The 20565-nt window shown below is 60.4% G+C and carries 22 protein-coding genes; 11 read left to right on the top strand and 11 right to left on the bottom strand.

All coding sequences use genetic code 11. The features are described 5' to 3' along the window. Positions 1-25: 25 nt before the first annotated feature. Positions 26-574: a nucleotide exchange factor GrpE gene (locus B6V72_RS10535; RefSeq protein WP_075776721.1), complete on the bottom strand. Its 549-nt coding sequence runs from the start codon at positions 572-574 to the stop codon at positions 26-28. 5 nt (positions 575-579) lie between these two features. Beyond that, entirely contained in the window at positions 580-1641 is a 1062-nt protein-coding gene (hrcA, locus tag B6V72_RS10530) for a heat-inducible transcriptional repressor HrcA (protein WP_075776722.1), read from the bottom strand. A gap of 118 nt (positions 1642-1759) precedes the next feature. On the opposite strand from hrcA, the gene rph reads away from it, so the two are divergent. The 4 genes from rph to B6V72_RS10510 are packed head-to-tail and all read left to right on the top strand — an operon-like array spanning position 1760 to position 4588. After that, positions 1760-2473 (top strand): ribonuclease PH, encoded by a 714-nt coding sequence (rph, locus tag B6V72_RS10525; RefSeq protein ID WP_075776723.1) that lies wholly within the window; start codon positions 1760-1762, stop codon positions 2471-2473. Then, positions 2470-3081 carry an RdgB/HAM1 family non-canonical purine NTP pyrophosphatase gene (rdgB, locus tag B6V72_RS10520; RefSeq protein ID WP_075776724.1) on the top strand — a complete coding sequence of 204 codons (612 nt, stop codon included), beginning with the start codon at positions 2470-2472 and terminating at the stop codon, positions 3079-3081. Before rph ends, rdgB begins: the two co-directional genes overlap by 4 nt. Beyond that, positions 3078-4235 (top strand): radical SAM family heme chaperone HemW, encoded by a 1158-nt coding sequence (hemW, locus tag B6V72_RS10515; RefSeq protein ID WP_088735508.1) that lies wholly within the window; start codon positions 3078-3080, stop codon positions 4233-4235. The genes rdgB and hemW overlap by 4 nt, the downstream gene beginning before the upstream one ends. Continuing rightward, on the top strand, positions 4235-4588 hold the full coding sequence (locus tag B6V72_RS10510; RefSeq protein ID WP_088735507.1) for a YbaN family protein: 354 nt from the start codon (positions 4235-4237) through the stop codon (positions 4586-4588). The genes hemW and B6V72_RS10510 overlap by 1 nt, the downstream gene beginning before the upstream one ends. On the opposite strand, the gene B6V72_RS10505 is transcribed toward B6V72_RS10510, so the two are convergent. From B6V72_RS10505 to B6V72_RS10475, 7 genes are all read right to left on the bottom strand, one after another. After that, on the bottom strand, positions 4589-5470 hold the full coding sequence (locus B6V72_RS10505; RefSeq protein ID WP_088735506.1) for a ParB/RepB/Spo0J family partition protein: 882 nt from the start codon (positions 5468-5470) through the stop codon (positions 4589-4591). Positions 5471-5472: 2 nt separating this feature from the next. Continuing rightward, entirely contained in the window at positions 5473-6285 is an 813-nt protein-coding gene (locus tag B6V72_RS10500; RefSeq protein ID WP_075776728.1) for an AAA family ATPase, read from the bottom strand. Next, entirely contained in the window at positions 6278-6907 is a 630-nt protein-coding gene (gene rsmG / locus B6V72_RS10495) for a 16S rRNA (guanine(527)-N(7))-methyltransferase RsmG (RefSeq protein WP_088735505.1), read from the bottom strand. Before rsmG ends, B6V72_RS10500 begins: the two co-directional genes overlap by 8 nt. Continuing rightward, the gene (gene mnmG / locus B6V72_RS10490; RefSeq protein WP_088735584.1) at positions 6904-8766 is read right to left on the bottom strand and encodes a tRNA uridine-5-carboxymethylaminomethyl(34) synthesis enzyme MnmG; all 1863 of its coding nucleotides are present in this window, start codon (positions 8764-8766) and stop codon (positions 6904-6906) included. Before mnmG ends, rsmG begins: the two co-directional genes overlap by 4 nt. Positions 8767-8778: 12 nt before the next feature. After that, complete coding sequence (mnmE, locus tag B6V72_RS10485) at positions 8779-10062, bottom strand: tRNA uridine-5-carboxymethylaminomethyl(34) synthesis GTPase MnmE (RefSeq protein ID WP_088735504.1); 1284 nt, start codon at positions 10060-10062, stop codon at positions 8779-8781. Positions 10063-10096: 34 nt separating this feature from the next. Next, positions 10097-11368 carry a transcription termination factor Rho gene (gene rho, locus B6V72_RS10480; RefSeq protein WP_075776732.1) on the bottom strand — a complete coding sequence of 424 codons (1272 nt, stop codon included), beginning with the start codon at positions 11366-11368 and terminating at the stop codon, positions 10097-10099. A gap of 134 nt (positions 11369-11502) precedes the next feature. After that, positions 11503-11967 (bottom strand): CopD family protein, encoded by a 465-nt coding sequence (locus tag B6V72_RS10475; RefSeq protein ID WP_088735503.1) that lies wholly within the window; start codon positions 11965-11967, stop codon positions 11503-11505. A gap of 356 nt (positions 11968-12323) precedes the next feature. Here B6V72_RS10475 and B6V72_RS10470 point away from each other — a divergent pair, with 356 nt between their 5' ends. The 7 genes from B6V72_RS10470 to nadC all read left to right on the top strand — a co-directional run bounded on the left by B6V72_RS10470 (position 12324) and on the right by nadC (position 18628). Next, entirely contained in the window at positions 12324-12965 is a 642-nt protein-coding gene (locus B6V72_RS10470; RefSeq protein WP_240497715.1) for a Maf family protein, read from the top strand. Continuing rightward, on the top strand, positions 12962-13801 hold the full coding sequence (locus B6V72_RS10465) for a shikimate dehydrogenase (protein WP_075776734.1): 840 nt from the start codon (positions 12962-12964) through the stop codon (positions 13799-13801). Before B6V72_RS10470 ends, B6V72_RS10465 begins: the two co-directional genes overlap by 4 nt. Further along, positions 13798-14397: a dephospho-CoA kinase gene (coaE, locus tag B6V72_RS10460; protein WP_088735502.1), complete on the top strand. Its 600-nt coding sequence runs from the start codon at positions 13798-13800 to the stop codon at positions 14395-14397. Before B6V72_RS10465 ends, coaE begins: the two co-directional genes overlap by 4 nt. Further along, entirely contained in the window at positions 14390-15088 is a 699-nt protein-coding gene (gene dnaQ, locus B6V72_RS10455; RefSeq protein WP_088719946.1) for a DNA polymerase III subunit epsilon, read from the top strand. The genes coaE and dnaQ overlap by 8 nt, the downstream gene beginning before the upstream one ends. 102 nt (positions 15089-15190) lie before the next feature. After that, a complete protein-coding gene (gene nadA, locus B6V72_RS10450; protein ID WP_088735501.1) occupies positions 15191-16243 on the top strand; it encodes a quinolinate synthase NadA in 1053 nt (350 codons plus the stop codon). Further along, entirely contained in the window at positions 16240-17790 is a 1551-nt protein-coding gene (locus tag B6V72_RS10445; protein WP_088735500.1) for an L-aspartate oxidase, read from the top strand. Before nadA ends, B6V72_RS10445 begins: the two co-directional genes overlap by 4 nt. 1 nt (position 17791) lies before the next feature. Continuing rightward, positions 17792-18628, top strand: a complete 837-nt coding sequence (gene nadC / locus B6V72_RS10440) for a carboxylating nicotinate-nucleotide diphosphorylase (RefSeq protein WP_088735499.1) — start codon at positions 17792-17794, stop codon at positions 18626-18628. A gap of 4 nt (positions 18629-18632) precedes the next feature. Here the strand turns inward: nadC and B6V72_RS10435 are convergent, their stop codons facing one another. Both B6V72_RS10435 and B6V72_RS10430 read right to left on the bottom strand, forming a co-directional pair. Then, on the bottom strand, positions 18633-19118 hold the full coding sequence (locus tag B6V72_RS10435; protein ID WP_088719943.1) for an RNA pyrophosphohydrolase: 486 nt from the start codon (positions 19116-19118) through the stop codon (positions 18633-18635). 30 nt (positions 19119-19148) lie between these two features. Then, on the bottom strand, positions 19149-20564 hold the full coding sequence (locus B6V72_RS10430) for a S41 family peptidase (RefSeq protein WP_088725288.1): 1416 nt from the start codon (positions 20562-20564) through the stop codon (positions 19149-19151). Position 20565: the final 1 nt, after the last annotated feature.

Genomic DNA, 20565 nt, shown 5'->3' with positions numbered 1-20565 from the left:
GGGGCAGTGCCCCCAGCCTTACCGATCAGGATTTCGGAGTGGAGCTGACGCCCACTTTCGCCGGCCGCAGAAGCCGGTCGTGGATCATGAAGCCGTTCTCCATGACCTGGATGATGTCGCCGGCCTTGGTGCCGGGCGCGGGCGCTTCGAACATCGCTTCATGCATCTGCGGGTCGAACTTCTCGCCGACTTCAGGCGCAACGGTGGTGATGCCGTGACGAGCGAACACGTTGAGCAATTCGCGCTGGGTCAGTTCGACCCCTTCGAGGAACGGCCCGGCCTGCGAACGCACGTCCTCATTCGCGGCCTCGAGCGCACGCGACAGCGCGTCGAACACCGGCAGCATGTCGCGCGCAAGACGCGTCCCGCCGTAATTCGAGGCTTCCTGACGCTCTTTGTCGGCCCGTTTGCGTGCGTTCTCGGCATCTGCCAGCGCACGCATGAAACGGTCGCGATAATCGTCGCGCTCCGCACGCAACGCCTCGAGCTCGTCGGCTTCATAAGACATCACGTCTTCAAAACTCTCGTCGATATGCGCCTGATCCTCGGCAATCTCGTCTTTTTTCTCGCTCATGCCATTCATCCTTTGCCCTGGCCGGAGATCATCCGCCCGACCAGTTGCGCTGTGTAGTCCACGATCGGCACGATGCGCCCGTAGTTGAGCCGGGTCGGCCCAATCACGCCCACCGCACCAATGATCTTTCGGTCAGCGTTCATATATGGAGAGACAACCAAAGAGGAACCCGAAAGAGAGAAAAGTTTGTTCTCTGAGCCAATAAAAATACGCACACCTTCGCCATCCTCGGCCAGATCGAGGAATTCGGCGATGTCGCGCTTCCGCTCGAGATCGTCGAATAGCGAGCGGATGCGGTCGAGGTCGTCTTCAGAACCCAAGAGGTTGGCGCGACCACGCACGATCAGCCGTTCGTAGCGCTCGCCTTTGTTCTCCCAAGCGGCCAGACCGCTGTCGATCAGTTCAGTCGCGAGCGAATCGATTTCGTTACGGTGATTTGCAATCTGGCGGGCGATGTGGCCCCGCAGCTCGGACAGGGTTCTTCCCTCCGCCATCGCGTTGAGGAAATTGGCGGCCTCCCGCATCGACGAAGGCGTCTGTCCGAGCGGCGGCGTGAAGACGCGGTTCTCTACCTGCCCATCCGCGAAGACGAGCACGACCAGTGCACGGTCGGGCGCCAACGAAACGAATTCGATATGGCGGATCGGGGCCTCGTGTTTGGGCGTGAGAACGAGGCTCGCGCCCTGCGTCATTCCCGAAAGCGCGCTCGACACTCGGTCCAACAAAGACCCTACATCGCCTGAATTCGCGCCCATCGTTGCATCGAGCGCCGCGCGGTCCTCGTCCCCGAGGTGGCTCACTTCCATCACCCCGTCGACGAACAACCGCAGACCCATCTGGGTCGGAACGCGCCCCGCAGAGACATGCGGGCTGTCCAGAAGCCCGAGATATTCGAGGTCCTGCATAACGTTGCGGATCGTCGCCGCCGAGACCTTCTCGTTCATCTCTCGGGTCAGACTGCGCGAGCCCACGGGACCGCCAGTCGTCAGATAGCCTTCGACCACCCGGCGAAACACTTCGCGGGAGCGGTCGTTCAGTTCAGAGAGAATATCGTTCTGGTCACTCATCGCGCTTCATCCAAGCTGACTTAAAGCCGCGCGAAGCCGAAGGTCAATCTCGGCTCGGGGGTTGCATCGCTGCGCATGGGCGATCAAATGGGGTGAATTCAGTAGAAAGGACCCCACGATGCGCCCTTCCGGCAGAGAGTTAAGCGAACTTCGCCCGATTTCAATCGAGACCGGGGTTACGAAACACGCAGAAGGGTCATGCCTCATCAAAATGGGCGACACCCATGTGCTGTGCACCGCCACCATCGAGGATCGCGCCCCGTCCTTCCTGAAAGGCTCCGGCCTTGGCTGGGTGACCGCAGAATACGGCATGCTGCCGCGCGCGACCAACACGCGTAACCGTCGCGAGGCCGCGGCGGGCAAGCAAGGCGGAAGAACCGTTGAAATTCAACGACTTATCGGACGCGCTCTACGCGCTGGCGTAGATCGTTCGGCGCTTGGCGAGCGTCAGATCGTCGTCGATTGCGATGTGATCCAGGCCGATGGCGGCACGCGTTGCGCCTCGATCACCGGCGGTTGGGTCGCGCTGCGTCTCGCAGCGAACAAGTTGATGAAATCGGGCGCCTGCACCTCGGATCCGCTGCTCGACCATGTCGCAGCCTTGTCCTGCGGCATTTATGCGGGCCAGCCGGTGGCCGATCTCGACTATGCCGAGGATAGCGAAGCGGGCACCGACGGGAATTTCATCATGACCGGGCGCGGCAAGCTCATCGAAGTGCAGATGTCGGCCGAAGGCGCGACCTTCTCGCGCGAGCAGATGGATCGGCTTCTCGATTTGGCCGAGGAAGGCGCGGCGAAGCTCGTCGAAGCGCAGAAAGCGGCGATCGGATGAGGAGCTTCACCGAGAAGAAGCTGCTGGTCGCGACCCATAACGCTGGGAAGCTCGAGGAGATCAAAGCTATCCTCGCGCCTTTCGGCGTCGAGGTGGTCGGCGCGAAGGAAATGAACCTACCCGAGCCGGAAGAGACCGAGAGCACCTTCGTCGGCAATGCCCGGATCAAGGCGCACGCCGCTTCCAAGGCGACGGGCCTGCCCGCCTTGGCTGACGATTCCGGGATTGAAGTGGACTGTCTCGACGGGGCGCCGGGCGTTTATACCGCCGATTGGGCGACGACCCCGAACGGTCGCGATTTCACCATGGCGATGGAGAAGACGTGGAAGGCTTGCGACGATATCGAGGCCCCCTCGCCCCGGACTGCGCGGTTCCGCTCGACGCTGGTTCTCGCCTGGCCCGACGGGCATGACGAAGTGTTCGAAGGCCGCGCCGAGGGTCAACTGGTCTGGCCGATGCGCGGCGCGCTTGGCCATGGCTACGACCCGATGTTCCAGCCCGAGGGCTACGATCTCACCTTCGCGGAGATGGACCCCGCGCAGAAGAACGAGATTTCGCACCGTGCGGACGCTTTCCGCAAATTCGTTACGGTATTCGAGGCGAAATGACCGAGGATTGGCGGCACGGGGGGTTCGGCCTCTACCTTCACTGGCCGTTCTGTGCCGCCAAATGTCCTTATTGCGACTTCAATTCGCACGTCGCGACCTCCATCGACCAAAAACGATGGCTGTCTGCTTATCTCAGCGAACTCGACCGCTATGCCGCTCAGACCGAAGGCCGGGTTTTGAACACGGTTTTCTTCGGCGGCGGCACTCCATCGCTAATGGATCCCGAGATCGTCGCCGCGATCATCGAACGCATTCGCAGAAACTGGCAAACCAGCAACGATTTCGAGATTACCCTCGAAGCAAACCCCACAAGTGTCGAATCCGGGCGGTTTAGAGCCTTTTCCAAGGCTGGCGTGAACCGCGTCTCGATGGGGATGCAGGCGCTGAATGACGAAGATCTGCGTCGTTTGGGCCGGATGCACTCGGTCGCAGAAGGCCAGAAAGCCTTCGACATTGCGGGCAAGCAATTCGACCGTGTGAGCTTCGATCTGATCTACGCGCGCCAGCACCAGTCGATCGAAGATTGGAAGTCAGAGCTGGACGAGGCGCTGCGAATGGCAGTCGACCACCTCTCCCTCTATCAGCTGACCATTGAACCCGGCACGGTGTTCGGTGCGCGGCACGATGCAGGCAAGCTCCGCGGCATTCCCGAGGACGATATCTCCGCCGAAATGTATTTCGCGACGCAGGAAATCTGCGAGAAGCACGGCCTCCCCGCCTATGAAATCTCGAACCACGCGCGCCCCGGCGCCGAGAGCCGCCACAACCTGATTTACTGGCGCTATGGGGACTATATCGGCATCGGTCCCGGCGCGCATGGGCGCCTGACCGAAAATGGTGTCCGTCACGCCACCGATACGCTCAAACAACCCGGCGCCTGGCTTGCGCAGGTGGAAAAAACCGGTGCCGGAGAGAATGAACGCGCCGCCCTGCCCCGCGAAGAGCAGGCAATCGAGTATCTTCTATTCGCGCTACGCCTCTCCGAAGGGCTCGAGATGGAACGGTTCAACACGATCTCGCGTTCACCGCTCGACGAGGCGACGATGCGCCATCTTGAGGATATCGGCATGATCGAGAGAGAGAACGGATTTCTGCGCGCGACGGATCAAGGCCGCCCGGTCCTGAACGCCATCATTCGCGACCTGATCCCCTGATGCGCATCGTCTGGCTCACGCTTGGCATCGTCTCGACCGCCATCGGTATCATCGGGCTGTTTCTGCCGCTTGTCCCTACCGTTCCCCTGATTCTTCTAGCGACGTTCTGCTTCGCGCGGTCCTCCGATCGCCTGCACAACTGGATCATCACCCATCCGCGTTTCGGGCCACAGGTCATCGACTGGCAGGAACGGCGTGCTATCGCGAAACGCGCAAAAATCGCGGCAACAGTGTCTGTTTTCGCGGCTTTTGGCCTGTCGTTAGCCTTCCGGTTGCCAGTCGGCATCCTAGCGATTCAGGGGATTACGCTGCTCGGCGTTCTGATTTTCATCTGGACCCGCCCGAATAGCTGATTAGCCGTTGCTGAGCATTTGGCAAAGACGGTCGAGCCCCTCCAGATCACCGTAGGAAATCGTGATCTTACCGCTTCCGTTGCTCGTGTGATCGATCGCGACCTTCATCCCGATCGTCGCGGAAAGATCGCCTTCGAGCGCGCGCGTATCGGCATCCTTCTGGGGCTTCGGACGCGCCTTGCGCTCTTCCCCACCCTGCTGCTTTTTAGCGAGCTTTTCGACATCGCGCACCGACAGCGTCTTTGCCACGGCTTGCCGGGCCAGACCGACCGGATCCTCAGCGGTAATCATCGCCCGCGCATGACCAGCGGAGAGTTTCCCCTCGCGCAGGTAGCCCTGCACTTCTTCGGGAAGTTGCAGCAGACGCATCAGGTTGGCGATATGACTACGGCTTTTCGACAGCGCCTCGGCCAGCTTTTCTTGTGTGTGGCCGAAGCGGCTCATCAATTGCTTGTAGGCCAGTGCTTCTTCCAACGCGTTGAGGTCGGCGCGCTGAATGTTTTCGATAATCGCGACTTCAAGAACTTCCGTGTCGTTGAACTCGCGAATGATGACCGGAAGCTGGTGCAGCTTGGCCATCTGCGACGCGCGCCACCGGCGTTCACCGGCCACGATCTCATAATGATCCGGCTTCGTCGGGTGTTTGCGCACGATAAGCGGCTGAATCACGCCTTTTTCGCGGATCGACGCCGCCAGTTCTTCCAGGGCGGCAGGCTCGAAATCGCGACGCGGCTGGTCCGGGTTCGGCTCGATCTTCTCGACCGGCACATATTGCTCCGGCCGGCGCGGCGACGCTGTTGTCTCTGCTGGATTCAAATCGACATCCGCCATCAACGCCGACAAACCGCGCCCCAATCCACGCTTTTCGCGTTCTTTCGCCATGCTCACACCGCCTTTGCCAATTCGTGCCGCGACATCAATTCGCTCGCCAGGTTTCGATAGGCCACCGCCCCGCGCGAGCTGCTGTCATAGTTGAGCACCGGCATCGCGTAGGAAGGCGCCTCGGAGACCCGCACGTTCCGGGGAATCATCGTACGGAAAACCAGCTCACCCAAGGTCGCGCGCGCATCCGCCTCCACCTGCTGCGAGAGATTGTTCCGCACGTCATACATCGTGAGAACGATCCCTTCTATCCGCAGGTTTCGATTTGCGCTGAGCCGGATCTCCCGGATCGTCAGCATCAGCTGCGAAAGCCCTTCGAGCGCGAAGAATTCCGCCTGAAGCGGCACCAGCACCGAATGCGATGCGACCATCGCGTTGATGGTCAGCAGGCTAAGGCTAGGCGGGCAGTCGATCAATATATAGTCGAAGCCATAGGTATCGACATCAGGATGTCGTAGCGCGTCATGCAGAAGAAAGCTGCGCTTTTCGGTCGATACGAGCTCCATATCGGCCGAGGACAGGTCCGTTGTCGCTGGACAAAGGTAAAGACCGTCGATTTCCGTCTTGTGCAAGACTGACGAAACCGGCGCATCCTCGATCAGAAGATCATAGGTCGTCAGTTCGCGATCATCAGGTTCGATTCCGAGCCCCGTCGACGCGTTCCCCTGCGGATCCAGGTCGATAAGAAGCACCTTCCGCCCGGCCTCGACGAGCCCGGCAGCGAGATTGATCGCCGTTGTCGTCTTGCCCACGCCGCCCTTCTGGTTCGCAATCGCAATAATTTTCGGTTCGTTTGCGCGAATTGGGTCAGACACGCTCGGCTCCGTGGATTTTCAGGACAACACTGTTTGGATCACTGAGGCTTTCGATCGCCTCGTGGTCAAAGGACCAGCTTTCCCGCGCCTGCGCAAGTTCTTCCTGCCAGCGTGCGCCTTTCGGAAAGAGAGCCGTCCCGTCCGGCTTCAGATGTGGCGCGGTGAATTCCAACAATTTTGGCAGGCTAGCGAGAGCACGGGCAGAAACGACGTCCGCGTCCAGCGGAGCGATTTCTTCGATTCTCTGCGCGATAACGCGGGTATTGAGCGACAATTCGCGACTGACCGTCGACAGAAAAGCAGATTTGCGAAGATCCGACTCGACGAGAACCACTTGCCTCTCGGGTTCTTTTTCTGCCGACAAAACCGCGATCACCAGGCCTGGAAACCCTCCCCCTGCCCCGAAATCCGCCCATATCTGCGCATTTTCAGGCGCCATCGCGAATATTTGGGCCGAATCGAGGAAGTGGCGCGACCACATATCCTCCAAGGTCGATTTCGCGACGAGGTTGATCGCCGGGTTCCATTTCTTCAGGAGGACTTCGTAGGCTAGGAGCTTATCCAGTGTTTCACGTGAAACATCGAATCGCTTCGCAAACTCCTCGGCTTCGGGCGTCTTCATGCAGAGCGTTCCCGCTTTGACTGCCGCAGGCGCGCTAAGATCAAGGTTAGCGCAGCCGGCGTCACTCCATCTATACGCCCCGCCTGACCTAAAGTCTTGGGCATCGCGCGCTGAAGCTTCGCCTTCAGCTCATTCGAAAGCCCTTGCAAAGAATCGAAATTGAAATCTTCGGGGATTTCCCAGCCCTCATCGCGCTTGAGAGAGGCCGCGTCGACCTCCTGACGCGCCACGTAATTCGCGTAAAGCGCATCGATCGACAATTGCCGCGCGACATCTTCGGAAAGATTTTTCAGTTCCGGAAGCGCCTCCTGCAAAGCGGGCATCGTGATATCCGGGAAGGACAAGAGATCGAACGCCGTCCGTCGAGTCCCATCCTCGTTAACCTTGAAACCCTTCTCCTTCGCTTCCTTCGGCGTAAGCGAAATCGACCGCAATAATTCGCCGCCAGCCGCAAGTTCGGCGGACTTCTTTTCAAACTGCGCACGGCGCGCTTCGCCAACGCAGCCAATCTCGATCCCCATCCCGGTCAGACGTTGGTCGGCGTTATCAGCCCGCAGCGACAGGCGGAATTCGGCGCGCGAGGTAAACATCCGGTAAGGTTCGGTAACGCCGCGTGAGGTCAGGTCGTCAATCATCACGCCGATATAGCTTGAGGTCCGGCTGAATTGCACCGGTTCGCCCGACTTGGCGGAAGACGCCGCATTCAACCCCGCGACCAAACCTTGGGCGGCGGCTTCCTCATATCCTGTGGTTCCGTTTATCTGTCCCGCAAGATATAGGCCGGGCACGGCGCGCAACTGCAGCGTGCCGTCCAGTGCCCGCGGATCGACATAGTCATATTCGATCGCGTAACCGGGTTGCAGAATCTTCGCCTTTTCCAGACCGAAGATCGAATGGACGTAATCTTCCTGAACATCGACAGGTAGCGAAGTCGAAATTCCGTTCGGATAGACCGTGTCGTCGTCCAGCCCTTCCGGTTCAAGAAAGATCTGATGCGAACCCTTGTCGGCAAAACGGACGACCTTGTCTTCGATAGACGGGCAATAGCGAGGGCCAACCCCAGAAATATGCCCGCCATACATTGCTGAGCGGTTGAGATTGCCCCGGATGATGTCGTGAGTCCGCCCATTCGTATGGGTGATCCCGCAGGAGATCTGCCGCACTTCGGGCGACCGGTTAAGGAAGGAAAACATCACCGGATCATCATCGCCCGGCTGGCTCTCCAATTTTTCCCAAGCGATCGTCTTCCCATCCAGCCGCGGCGGCGTACCGGTTTTCAGACGGCCCATCGGCAGTTCCATCGCATAAAGCCGCTCTGCGAGTGCACGCGACGGCCGATCCCCGATGCGACCTCCAGGACGCTGCTGATCGCCGATATGAATCACCCCATTCAGGAACGTTCCCGAAGTCAGGATCGCCGAATGACAGCTAAGCGCTACGCCATCTGCAAGCATCACGCCGGTCACACGACCGCTTTTGACGCTCAGGTCGGTCACCTCCCCTTCGATCACCTCAAGATTGGGTTGCGCCGCAGTCACCCTCTGGGCGGCCTCACGGTAGAGTTTACGGTCCGCCTGAGCGCGGGGACCCTGCACCGCTGGCCCTTTACGTCGGTTAAGAAGGCGAAATTGAATCCCCGCCGCATCGGCGAGCCGCCCCATAACGCCATCCATCGCGTCGATCTCGCGCACCAAATGGCCTTTTCCGAGCCCACCAATCGCGGGATTGCACGACATTACCCCGATCGCATCAGCGCGCAGGGTCACCAAGGCCACCTGCACGCCCATCCGGGCGGCGGCGTGGGCTGCCTCGGTTCCGGCGTGCCCGCCTCCAATCACGATGACGTCGTAATGTTTCACGTGAAACACTCCTTACTTTCCGATGCAGAAGCTCGAGAAAATTTCGTCCAACAGGTTCTCGACATCCACCCGCCCGAGCAACGCTTCCAGCGCCCAAGCCGCCTGGCGCAATGATTCCGCTGCCAGCTCGCTCCGGTCGGACCCGCGCAATACCTCATCTCGCGCCGATTCCAAAGCCCCGAATGCACGTTGCATTGCAACCCGGTGTCGCTCGCGCGTCATCACGCCGGCACCCTCACCAAGCCCGGACAGCCTTTCTTCGATTGCGGAGATAAGTTCTGCCAGACCTGCTCCTGTTTTCCCGGACACGTTCAGCCCGTCATGCTCGGCGATATCCGATTTGCCATGCACCACCAGATCGCCCGGTTCTGGCGCGATCAAAGGTACTTCTTCGCCGTCGAGCAGGAAGACGCGCAGGTCGGATTGCCGGGCGCGTTCCAGAGCCCGCTCCACCCCGATCGCTTCCACGACATCGTCGGTTTCGCGCAGGCCAGCGGTGTCGAGCAAGGTCACCGCCTGCCCGCCGATTTCCATTCGCACCTCGATGACGTCGCGCGTCGTGCCTGCGAATTCAGAGGTGATGGCCGCTTCGCGCCCTGCGAGCGCGTTGAGTAAGGTTGATTTCCCGGCATTCGGACGCCCGACAATCGCGACCTCAAACCCTTCGCGGATCCGTTCTGCCGCACCAATCCGGCGTAATTCATCGCGAATTCCGGCTGTGACCGCGTCGATCAGCTCCAACACCTCGGGCGACACATCGACCGGAACTTCCTCATCCGCGAAGTCGATCGTTGCTTCGATCAACGCCCCCGCCCGGATCAGCTTCGCCCGCCAATCCTCGACCAGAGCGCCAACCGCGCCTGACAAAACCTTCAACGCTTGTTTGCGCTGCGCCTCTGTCTCCGCCTCGATCAGATCGGAAAGTCCTTCGACCTGTGCCAGATCGAGCCGTTCGTTCTCCAACGCCCGCCGGGTAAATTCACCAGGTTCCGCAAGCCGCAACCCGTCGATCTGTCCAAGCGCACGCAAGACAGCCGAGACCGTCGCGATCGCCCCGTGGATATGCAGTTCCGCGACCTCTTCGCCGGTAAAGCTGGCCCCACTCTCAAAGCACAGCACCACCGCCTCGTCGAGTTCCTCGCCCGCGAGCCGCAGCCTGCGCAGCCCGGCGATGCGCGGTTCCGGCAAGGTTCCCGCCAGTTCGCGCGCCGCAAACCAGGCTTGCGGTCCTGAAATACGAATGACGGCCACGCCCGCTTTTCCGCGGGCCGTGGCCAGAGCATAGATCGTGTCCATAGCAATCCTCTTCCGAGCGGAAGATAGGACGGCCTCAGCCGTTCATCGAGTCGAAGAATTCCGAGTTCGTTTTGGTCTGCTTGAGCTTCGAGATCAGGAACTCGATCGCATCGGTCGTACCCATCGGATTCAGGATGCGGCGCAGAAGGTACGTTTTCTGAAGATCCTTCTGATCGACGAGCAGATCCTCTTTCCGGGTGCCGGATTTGAGGATGTCCATCGCCGGGAAGACACGCTTGTCGGCAACCTTGCGGTCCAGCACAATCTCCGAGTTACCGGTGCCCTTGAATTCTTCGAAGATGACTTCGTCCATCCGCGAGCCGGTATCGATCAGCGCGGTCGCAATAATGGTCAGCGAGCCGCCCTCTTCGATGTTCCGCGCGGCGCCGAAGAACCGCTTCGGACGCTGCAGCGCGTTCGCGTCGACACCACCGGTCAGCACCTTGCCCGAGCTCGGAACGACGGTGTTGAAGGCGCGGCCCAAACGGGTAATCGAATCCAGCAAAATAACGACATCTCGCTTATGCTCGACGAGGCGCTTGGCCTTTTCGATGACCATATCGGACACCGCAACGTGGCGCGTCGCCGGTTCATCGAAGGTCGAAGAGATCACCTCGCCCTTCACCGAACGCTGCATGTCGGTGACTTCTTCCGGTCGTTCGTCGATCAGCAGAACGATCAGGTAGCATTCCGGGTGGTTACGCTCGATCGACGTCGCGATGTTCTGCAGCAGAACCGTCTTACCGGTCCGCGGCGGGGCGACGATCAGCGAACGCTGGCCTTTCCCGATCGGCGCGACGAGGTCGATGATCCGGGCCGAACGGTCCTTGATCGTCGGATCCTCGATTTCCATCTTCAGGCGCTCATCCGGATAGAGCGGCGTGAGGTTGTCGAAAGCGACCTTGTGGCGCGCCCTCTCCGGCTCCTCGAAGTTGATCCGCTCAACCTTCGTTAACGCGAAATACCGCTCGTTCTCGCCGGGGGCGCGGATCACGCCTTCGACGGTATCGCCGGTGCGCAGGCTGTGCTGGCGGATCATGTCGGGCGAGACGTAGATATCGTCGGGACCCGGCAGATAGTTCGCCTCGGTCGAACGCAGGAAGCCGAAACCATCCTGCAGAACTTCGAGGACGCCATCGCCACCGATGACCCAATCATCCTCGGCATGCTCCTTCAGGATCGAGAACATCATCTCGCCCTTGCGCATGGTCGAGGCATTTTCGATCTCCCATTCTTCGGCCAGCGCCAGAAGTTCCTTCGGGCTCTTGGCTTTCAAGTCGGAGAGATTGAGGCGTTCATCGCTCATCGGATTACCTGCAGCTGGCGCCTCACCAGAGCGATGGGCGCAAAGATTCGTTTTGTCTCAGAAAAACCGGTCGGCCAGGACGGCCGGGGCTTGGCGAGGCAGATAAGCGCAAAGCGTCGCTGAGTCAACGAAAGTCAGAATTTCACGATCACCGACGCGACGATAACGATCATGAAGATCGTCGGGATCTCGTTCATCATCCGGTAGTAGCGCCCGCTGCGGTTCGCCCTGCCCTCTACAAGCGCCTTGCGTTCCCTCGCGCACCACATGTGGAACCATGTCATGCCCAGAACGGCCGCAGCCTTGGTCCACGGCCAGACGCTCGACCAATCGACGATCCCCGGCGTGAAGACGAGCATCAGACCGAAAAGCCAGCTCGCGATCATCCCCGGGTTCATGATGGCCTTGAGAAGAAGCCGTTCCTGATGCCGGAACAGAAGCTCCTGATCACTGTCGCGCACCATGCCCGCCTTGTTCAGCCCCTCGACGTGGTAAACGTAAAGCCGCGGCAAATAAAACAAGGCCGCCATCCATGTGATGATCGCCATCACGTGGAGCGCTTTGATCCACAAATACCAAGTGCTCAGGAAATCGGTCATCTCGCCTCCGGCTGACAGCTGCCATCATCTTCAAAAAAGATTCTTTAAAGAAAAAGATGATGATGATGTAGGGCCTGTTGATGATGTGGATTAACACTTTATCAAGAGTTTCTCCACAGGCGGAAAACATCTGGTGGGAAGGAATCTTTCGGCTGGCTAGTTTCTCCTAAAACATTGATACTGCGTGCTTATGTCTCGAAGAGTCTCAACGTCATCCTGTGGATAACTCTTTGGAGAAAATTGTGAAGTCCCCACCATGTCCCCAACGGCTCGAATCCGAATTCCACAGGTGGACAAGTTTCGCAAATCTGCCATGAAACGTGCCGATCCGGTGGAGTAATCCGCCGATCCGCGTTATGCCCAATTCGACCCCGAGACTTCTGCGCCTGCTTATCCACAAGTTCATGAACATCCTCCTTGCCTCCGCTTCAGAAATCCGCGCGCAGCTTCTGCGCAACGCCGGTCTGTCGGTGACGGTCGCGCCCGCGCGCATTGACGAGGACACGATCAGGCGGAGTTTGGAGGCCGAAGAGGCAAAGCCGCGCGATGTCGCGGACCTTCTCGCCGAGATGAAGGCTGCGAAACTGTCGGCGCGCCATCCCGGAGAACTGGTGGTCGGCGCGGATCAGGTTCTGGAGCTTAAAGGCACGGTCTTGTCGAAGCCGGAGACACCGGAGGACGCGAAATCGCAGTTGCGTGCCCTCTCCGGCCAAACCCACAAACTGCTTTCCGCGATGGTTGCGATCCGGGATGGCGAGCCGCTCTGGCGCCATGTGGGCGAAGTTCGTCTGACGATGCATGAGCTTACTGAGCCCTTCATCGACGATTACGTCGCCCGGAACTGGGAGAGCATCCGCTGGTCCGTGGGCAGCTACAAGCTCGAGGAGGAAGGCGTGCGTCTTTTCTCCCGCGTCCAAGGCGATTATTTTGCCGTCCTGGGCCTTCCCTTGATCGAATTCCTTAACTGGCTTCATGCCCGAGGAGATTTCACGACATGACGGATCATCCGCGCATTCCCCTCGCTGGCGTCATCGGATCGCCGGTTGCGCATTCGCGCTCGCCGCTCCTGTTCCGCACCTGGTTTGCAGAATACGGGATCGAAGGGTTCTATGTTCCGATGGATGTGGCCAGTGACGATCTGGAAACCGTGCTTCGGACCTTGCCCAAGGCGGGGTTCGTCGGCACGAATGTGACGATCCCGCACAAGATCCGCGCGCTCGAGATTGCCGATGTCATCTCCGATCGCGCGGCCCTAATCGGCGCTGCGAATACCTTGGTGTTCCGCCCGGATGGCAAGATTTACGCAGATAATACAGATGGTTACGGTTTCATCGCTAATCTGAGGCAGAATGCGCCGAACTGGGACCCGAAGTCTGGCCCGGCTGCCGTTCTCGGCGCAGGCGGGGCCGCGCGCGCCATCGTCGCTTCGCTTCTGGAAAGCGGAGCGCCGGAAATCCGTATCTCGAACCGGACGCGGGCGCGCGCCGATGCGCTGCGTCAGGAATTCGGGGCGCGTCTGGTCGTTTACGATTGGGTGCGGGCGGGCAATATGCTCGAAGATGCGGCGACGGTGGTGAACACGACGTCGCTCGGTATGATAGGCAAGTCGGAGTTTCGCGTTCCGCTCGATGCATTGCGTCCCAGCGCGACTTGCTGTGATCTCGTGTATACACCCCTTAAGACCAAATTTCTCACCGAGGCCGAAGACGCGGGATGCACCGTGGTCGACGGGCTTGGCATGCTTTTGCATCAAGCCGTCCCGGGATTTGAGCGTTGGTTCGGCCAGCGCCCGGAAGTCGGTGAAACCGTCCGCAACGCGGTGCTCGGGGGATGAGCAAGCCTTTCCTGCTCGGTCTGACCGGCTCCATCGGGATGGGAAAATCCACGACCGCCGCGATGTTCGCCGAGGTCGGCGTGCCCGTGTGGGATGCGGATCAGACGGTGCATGATCTCTATGCGAAGGATGGTGCGGCCGTTGCGCCGATCGCCGCCGCTTTTCCCTCTGCGATCAAGGCGGGCGCAGTGGATCGGGTGGAGCTGAAAAAACTGCTCGCGAACGACAAAACGGCTCTAAACCGCGTTGAAGAGATCGTTCACCCACTCACGACGGCCTCTCGTAGCCAGTTCATCGCGGATCACTCAGAGGCGGATCTGATCCTCCTCGACATCCCTCTTTTGTTCGAAACCGGGGCTGATGCTGCTTGCGATGCCACTCTTGTCGTTTCCGCGCCGGCGGAGGTTCAGCGCGCGCGCGTCCTGGAGCGGCCCGAGATGACCGAGGCGCAGCTCGATTTCATCCTGTCGCGACAGATGCCGGACGCAGAGAAACGCCGCCGCGCGACCTTCATCATCGAAACCGTCGATCTTGAGCAGACCCGCCAAGATGTGCGAAACCTGATCGCGCAGATCAGGGGTGAGCAAAATGCGTGAAATCGTTCTCGATACCGAAACCACGGGTTTCGAGCCGGAAGACGGCGATCGGATCGTCGAGATCGGCGCGGTTGAGCTGTTCAACCACATGCCCACCGGTAACACCTATCACCAATACATTAACCCCGAGCGCTCGATGCCGCAGGAAGCCTTCCAAGTGCATGGATTGGGCGACGAATTCCTGTCGGACAAGCCCAAATTCGCCCAGATCGGCCTCGATTTCCTGAATTTCATCGGCACGGACTCGGTTCTCGTGATCCACAACGCCAAGTTCGACATGAAATTTCTGAATGCCGAGCTTCGCTGGGCCGGAATGCCTCTGATCCCGGATGAACGCGCACTCGATACGCTCGCGATGGCACGGCGTAGATTTCCTGGCTCGCCCGCGACGCTCGACGCGCTCTGCCGTCGTTTCGGCATCGACAACTCGTCGCGGACTTTGCACGGCGCACTGCTCGACAGTGAGATTTTGGCTGAGGTCTACCTCGAGCTGATTGGCGGTCGGCAGCCGGGCTTTGGACTGCAACCCGTTGAAACCGGTCAGAAATTGCAAGCCGGCGCAAATCAAGGCTGGCGTCCGAAGCCCCGTCCGGAGCCCCTGCCCCCACGTTTGACTGCTGAAGAAGCCGAAGCCCATGCTGCCTTTGTCGCCAAGCTGGGGGAAGCGGCGATCTGGAACCGTTACGACTGACGTCGGCGCCTTTTCTATCAAAATAAACAAGTTTCCCATTTAACCGAGCGTCAACCTCCCTTAAATCGGGGGCTTCTTAGGGAGAGAGCGGGAGTACCGTCCATGCTGGACCTGACTGAAATGCGTGCCACGCTGGCCGAGACCTATGATCTTGCGCCGTCCATCGAGCTGGCCGAGGAGATGCACGAGATCCACGCAAAGATGGATCGCGTTATCCCCCTTCCGGATTTCGCGCGTTACGCGCCGTATATCCGCGCAATCAACCAGTTGAAGAGAGAGAAGAACGCGGTAATTCTTGCTCACAACTACATGACGCCGGAAATCTACCACGGCGTGGCAGATGTAGTAGGTGATAGTCTGCAGCTTGCTATCGAAGCGACCAAAGTTCAGGCGGGCACGATCGTCCAATGCGGCGTGCACTTCATGGCCGAAACGTCAAAAATCCTGAACCCGGCCAAGACCGTCCTGATCCCAGATATGAAAGCCGGCTGCTCGCTGGCGGAGTCGATCACCGCTGACGGCATTGCGGAGATGCGCGCGAAATACCCGGGCGCGCCCGTGGTAAGCTACGTTAACACAACAGCCGAGGTGAAAGCCGCGTCCGACATCTGCTGCACCTCGTCCAACGCCGCGCAGATCGTGCGGGCGATGGAGAGTGACACGGTCATCATGACCCCGGATCAGTACCTTGCGCAGAACGTGGCGAACGAGGTTCCCGAGAAGAATGTGGTTTGGTGGGAAGGTTCGTGCATCGTCCACGAGCAGTACACTGCCAAGGATATCAGTGACTTCCGCGCGATGCACCCAAATACCCGGATCATCGCGCACCCGGAATGCCCGCCGGATGTTGTCGCGGCCTCCGATTTCTCGGGCTCGACGTCGGGGATCATTAAATACGTCGAAACCAACAAGCCAAAAGAGGCCATGTTGGTGACGGAATGCTCGATGGCATCCAACATCGCAGACGCGCTACCGGAAGTAGATTTTGTGGGTCCGTGCAATATGTGCCCCTACATGAAGAAAATCACGCTCGAAAAAATCCTGTGGTCGCTGCATACCGGGACCGAGGAAGTGATCGTCGACCCGCAGATTGCCGAGAAAGCGCGCGTCGCGGTCGAGCGGATGATCGAACTCTCCCGGACGCTGGCGAAGTGATCGAAACGCAGCGGATCGTCATCGTCGGCGCGGGCTTGGGCGCACTTTACGCGGCCCTAAGCCTCGCGCCCCGCCCCGTTCTCATCATCTCGCCGGAAACTCTGGGCGAAGGCGCATCATCGGCTTGGGCCCAGGGGGGTGTCGCGGCGGCGATGTCGGTCAGCGACACGCCTGCGGCGCATGCACGCGACACGATGATCGCCGGAGCAGGCACTGTTTCACCGCAAATCGCCCATTTGGTCACCGAAGAAGCACGTCAGCACATCCTCGCATTGACCGAACTCGGAACGCCCTTCGATCGCGATCTCGAGGGCGACTACGTGATGTCGCGCGAGGCAGCGCACAGTCACGCGCGGGTCGTCCGGGTGAAAGGCGATCAGGCGGGTCGCGAGATCATGCAGACTCTCGTCGCGGCAGTCCGGCAGGCACCCTCGGTTCAGGTTCTCGAAGGCGTCCTGGCCACGTATCTGGAGACCGAAGATGACCGTGTGACCGGCGTGTGGATCGAACGCGCATTTGAGCCTTCGGGGCCCGTTCTGATCAAAAGCCCGGCGGTTTTGCTTGCGGGCGGCGGGTCCGGCGGGCTGTTTTCCGTTACGACAAACCCGCCTCGGATCCGTGGGCAGGTCATCGGGATGGCTGCGCGCGCTGGCGCGCGGATCGCCGATCCGGAATTCGTACAGTTCCACCCGACCGCGATCGCCAGTGGCGAAGACCCTGCCCCGCTCGCGACCGAAGCGCTGCGCGGTGAAGGTGCAATACTCGTTAACGCGGATGGCGAGCGCTTCATGCTCTCCGTTCATCCCGACGCGGAGCTTGCTCCGCGCGATATTGTGGCGCGGGCGGTTTACCTGGAGCGACAGGCCGGGCGCGAACCCGCTTTGGATACGCGTACAGCCCTAGGGGCTGAAGTCCTGACCCGCTTCCCCGCCGTTGCCGAAGCCTGCGAACGGGCCGGAATAGACCCTGTTTCCGGCGTCATCCCCGTTGCGCCGGCCGCACATTATCATATGGGCGGAGTGGATACCGATACGGAGGGACGAAGTTCGCTCGACCGGCTCTGGGTTTGCGGCGAGGCCTCGTCGACCGGGCTGCATGGCGCGAACCGTCTAGCGTCGAACGGGTTGCTTGAGGCTTTGGTTTTCGCACGGATTTGCGCTGTCGGTATCGCTGCAGAGCTTGCGGATATCGCCGACGCTGAGCCGGTAACCCCCGCGTTTCCCGACGGCGATGTCCCGGTGAACGAGGCAGCCGTGCAGGTGCTGCGCAACGCGATGACCGATGGTGTCGGTGTCGTGCGCGATGCGGAGGGATTGAAGGCGGCCCTGCGCGTCATTGCGAAGATTGAGGCGGAGGCCCGCACGGAAACGATGCGGAACATGACCGCTACGGCCACGTTGATCGCTGCAGCGGCGCTTGCGCGCCAAGAGAGCCGCGGCGGCCATTTCCGTTCCGATTTTCCGGACATGGACCCAAAATTGGCGAAAAGAACGAAAATTACGCTGGAGGAGGCGCTGAAAATTCGCGCCGCAGCCCTGGAGGACTGATATGTTGCCCGATTTGCTGATCGAACCGATTGTCCGCGCCGCGCTGGTCGAAGACCTTTCGCCGATGGGCGACGCGACGACGAAGGCGGTGATTCCGGCGGGCAAGACCTATTCCGCGCGGCTGAAAGCGCGGGAAGATGGCGTCGCTTCAGGGTTGCAGGTCGCGGCGATGGCGTTTCGACTGGTCGATCCGACGCTGCGCGTCTCGATACTGATCGCGGATGGCAAACCGTGCCAAGCCGGGGAGACCTTGCTGACGGTCGATGGCTCGGCCGCGTCGATCCTGATGGCGGAGCGGGTGGCGCTGAATTTCGCGGGACGCCTCAGCGGGATTGCCACGAAAACCGCGAGCTTCGTCGCGAAAACCGAAGGCACGAAGGCGCGTATCACTTGCACCCGGAAGACCACCCCGGGTCTACGCGCGCTCGAGAAAGCGGCGGTGACCCATGGCGGCGGTTTCAACCATCGTTACGGCCTGTCGGACGCGATCCTGATCAAGGATAACCATATTGCGGCCGCCGGGAGCGTGCGCGCGGTGCTCGAAGCGGCGAAAGCGGCGCGCAGTCACATGATGCGGATCGAGCTGGAAGTCGACACGCTGCGCCAGATGGAAGAGGCGCTGAAAATCGGTGGCGCCGATGTCATCCTGCTCGACAATATGGACAGCGCGGAGCTGCGTGCGGCCGTGGCGCTTAATGCGGGCCGCGTCGTACTGGAAGCCTCGGGGAACATGACGTTCGAGCGGATTGCCGAAGTGGCAGCGACCGGCGTGGATTACATCTCTTCCGGTGCGCTCACCCATTCGGCGCGGACGCTTGATCTGGGCCTCGATTTCTGAGAATTCAGCCGAGATAGTCTCTGAATTCGGCGCGAACGGCCTCGTAGACCGAGCGTTTGAAGGGGACGATCTTCTCGACCAGTTCGTCGAAGGGCATCCACTGCCAGACCGAAAATTCGGGATGGTCCGTGTCGATGCGCACCTGATCGTCGGAGCCGAGGAAGCGCATCAGGAACCATTTCTGCTCCTGCCCGCGCCAGCGACCGTTCCAGATTTTCGGCACAAGATCGTGCGGCAGGTCGTAGCGTACCCAATCGGAGGTTTTCGCGACGATTTCGACGAGATCGGGGTTCACCCCGGTTTCTTCTTCCAACTCGCGCAGTGCGGCTTCTTTCGGCTTTTCACCCTTGTCGATCCCGCCCTGCGGCATCTGCCAGGCCGGTCCAGGATTGTCGATGCGCTGGCCCGCGAAGACGAGGCCCGCGGGGTTCATCAGAACGACGCCGACATTGCGGCGGTAAGGAAGTTTAACGATTTCTTCGGGAGTCATATGAAAAAGGGGCCCGAAGGCCCCTTCCCCTCAATTCTGCTGCGTGTCGGTTTTGCTGTCGGCGCTCGGCGCTTCGGCTTGCTGCGTCGACGCGGTGTCAGCCTTGGCTTCCGGCGCGATGGCCGAGAGGCCTTTGATCAGGTCAATCGCGTAGGACATCTGGAAATCTTCCATCCGGCGCTTCGCGGCCTCTTCGGCTTTCGCGCGCTCGTCCTCGGCCTGTTTCTTCTCGTCCTCGGTCATCGAGTCGTTGGTGATTGCACCTTTCAGATCGGCCTCGGAGGTCATCTTGCGGGCGTTGTCGCCTTCAGCGGCCGCCTTATCCTGCGATTTCGGCTGATCGGGCTGCGGCACGACCACGTCGGGGGCAATGCCCAGCGACTGAATCGAACGACCCGACGGCGTGTAGTAGCGCGCGGTTGTCAGACGCATCGCGCCCTCGCCCTGGATCGGCATGACCGTCTGGACCGAGCCTTTGCCGAAGCTCTTGGTGCCGACGACGATCGCGCGGTGATGATCCTGCAGCGCGCCGGTCACGATTTCCGAAGCCGACGCCGAGCCGCCGTTGATCAGCACGACGATCGGCTTGCCGTTGGCCATGTCGCCCGCGGTCGCGTTGAAGCGCTCGCTATCCTGCGGGTTCCGACCGCGGGTGGAGACGATCTCACCCTTGTCGAGGAACGCATCCGCCGTCTTGATCGCCTGCGTCAGAAGACCGCCGGGGTTGTTGCGCAGGTCGATGATGAAGCCGTCGACCTTGTCCATGCCGCCGACCTCTTTCACCTGCTCCTTGATCGAGGATTCGAGGTTCGGGAAGGTCTGGTCGTTGAAGGTGGTGATGCGCAGAATGACGGTATCGCCGTCATGGCGCCCCTTCACGGCGGTCAGCTTGATCGTGTCGCGGGTCAGCGTGACGTCGAACGGATCCTGCTCGCCTTCGCGGACGATGGTCACGGTGATGTCCGAGCCGACCGGCCCACGCATCTTGTCGACTGCCTGATCGAGCGGGATACCCATCAGGGACTCGCCATCGACCGCGGTGATGAAATCGCCGGACTGAATGCCGGCTTCGGCCGCGGGCGTACCGTCCATCGGCGAAACCACCTTCACGAAGCCGTCTTCCTGCGTGACCTCGATACCGAGACCGCCGAACGAACCGCGCGTCTGCACGCGCATATCGCTGTAATCGGAAGGCGGCAGGTAGCTTGAATGCGGGTCGAGAGAGCTGAGCATGCCGTTGATTGCGGCTTCGATCAGCTTCTTGCTATCGACCGGCTCGACATAGTCCTGGCGGATCTTCTCGAAGATGTCGCCGAACAGGTCCAGCTGCTGGTAGACGGTTTCGTTGCGTTTCGTTTCCTCAGCCATCAGCGGCGCCGCGACTTGCGTGGACAGAAGCGCGCCCGCAAGCGTCCCGCCAACCGCTGCCATCATGAACTTTTTCATA

The sequence above is a fragment of the Thioclava sp. F34-6 genome (genome assembly GCF_002213235.1).
In the GTDB taxonomy this organism is placed as follows: Bacteria; Pseudomonadota; Alphaproteobacteria; order Rhodobacterales; family Rhodobacteraceae; genus Thioclava; species Thioclava nitratireducens.
This window is presented reverse-complemented; position numbering and strand designations above follow the sequence as displayed.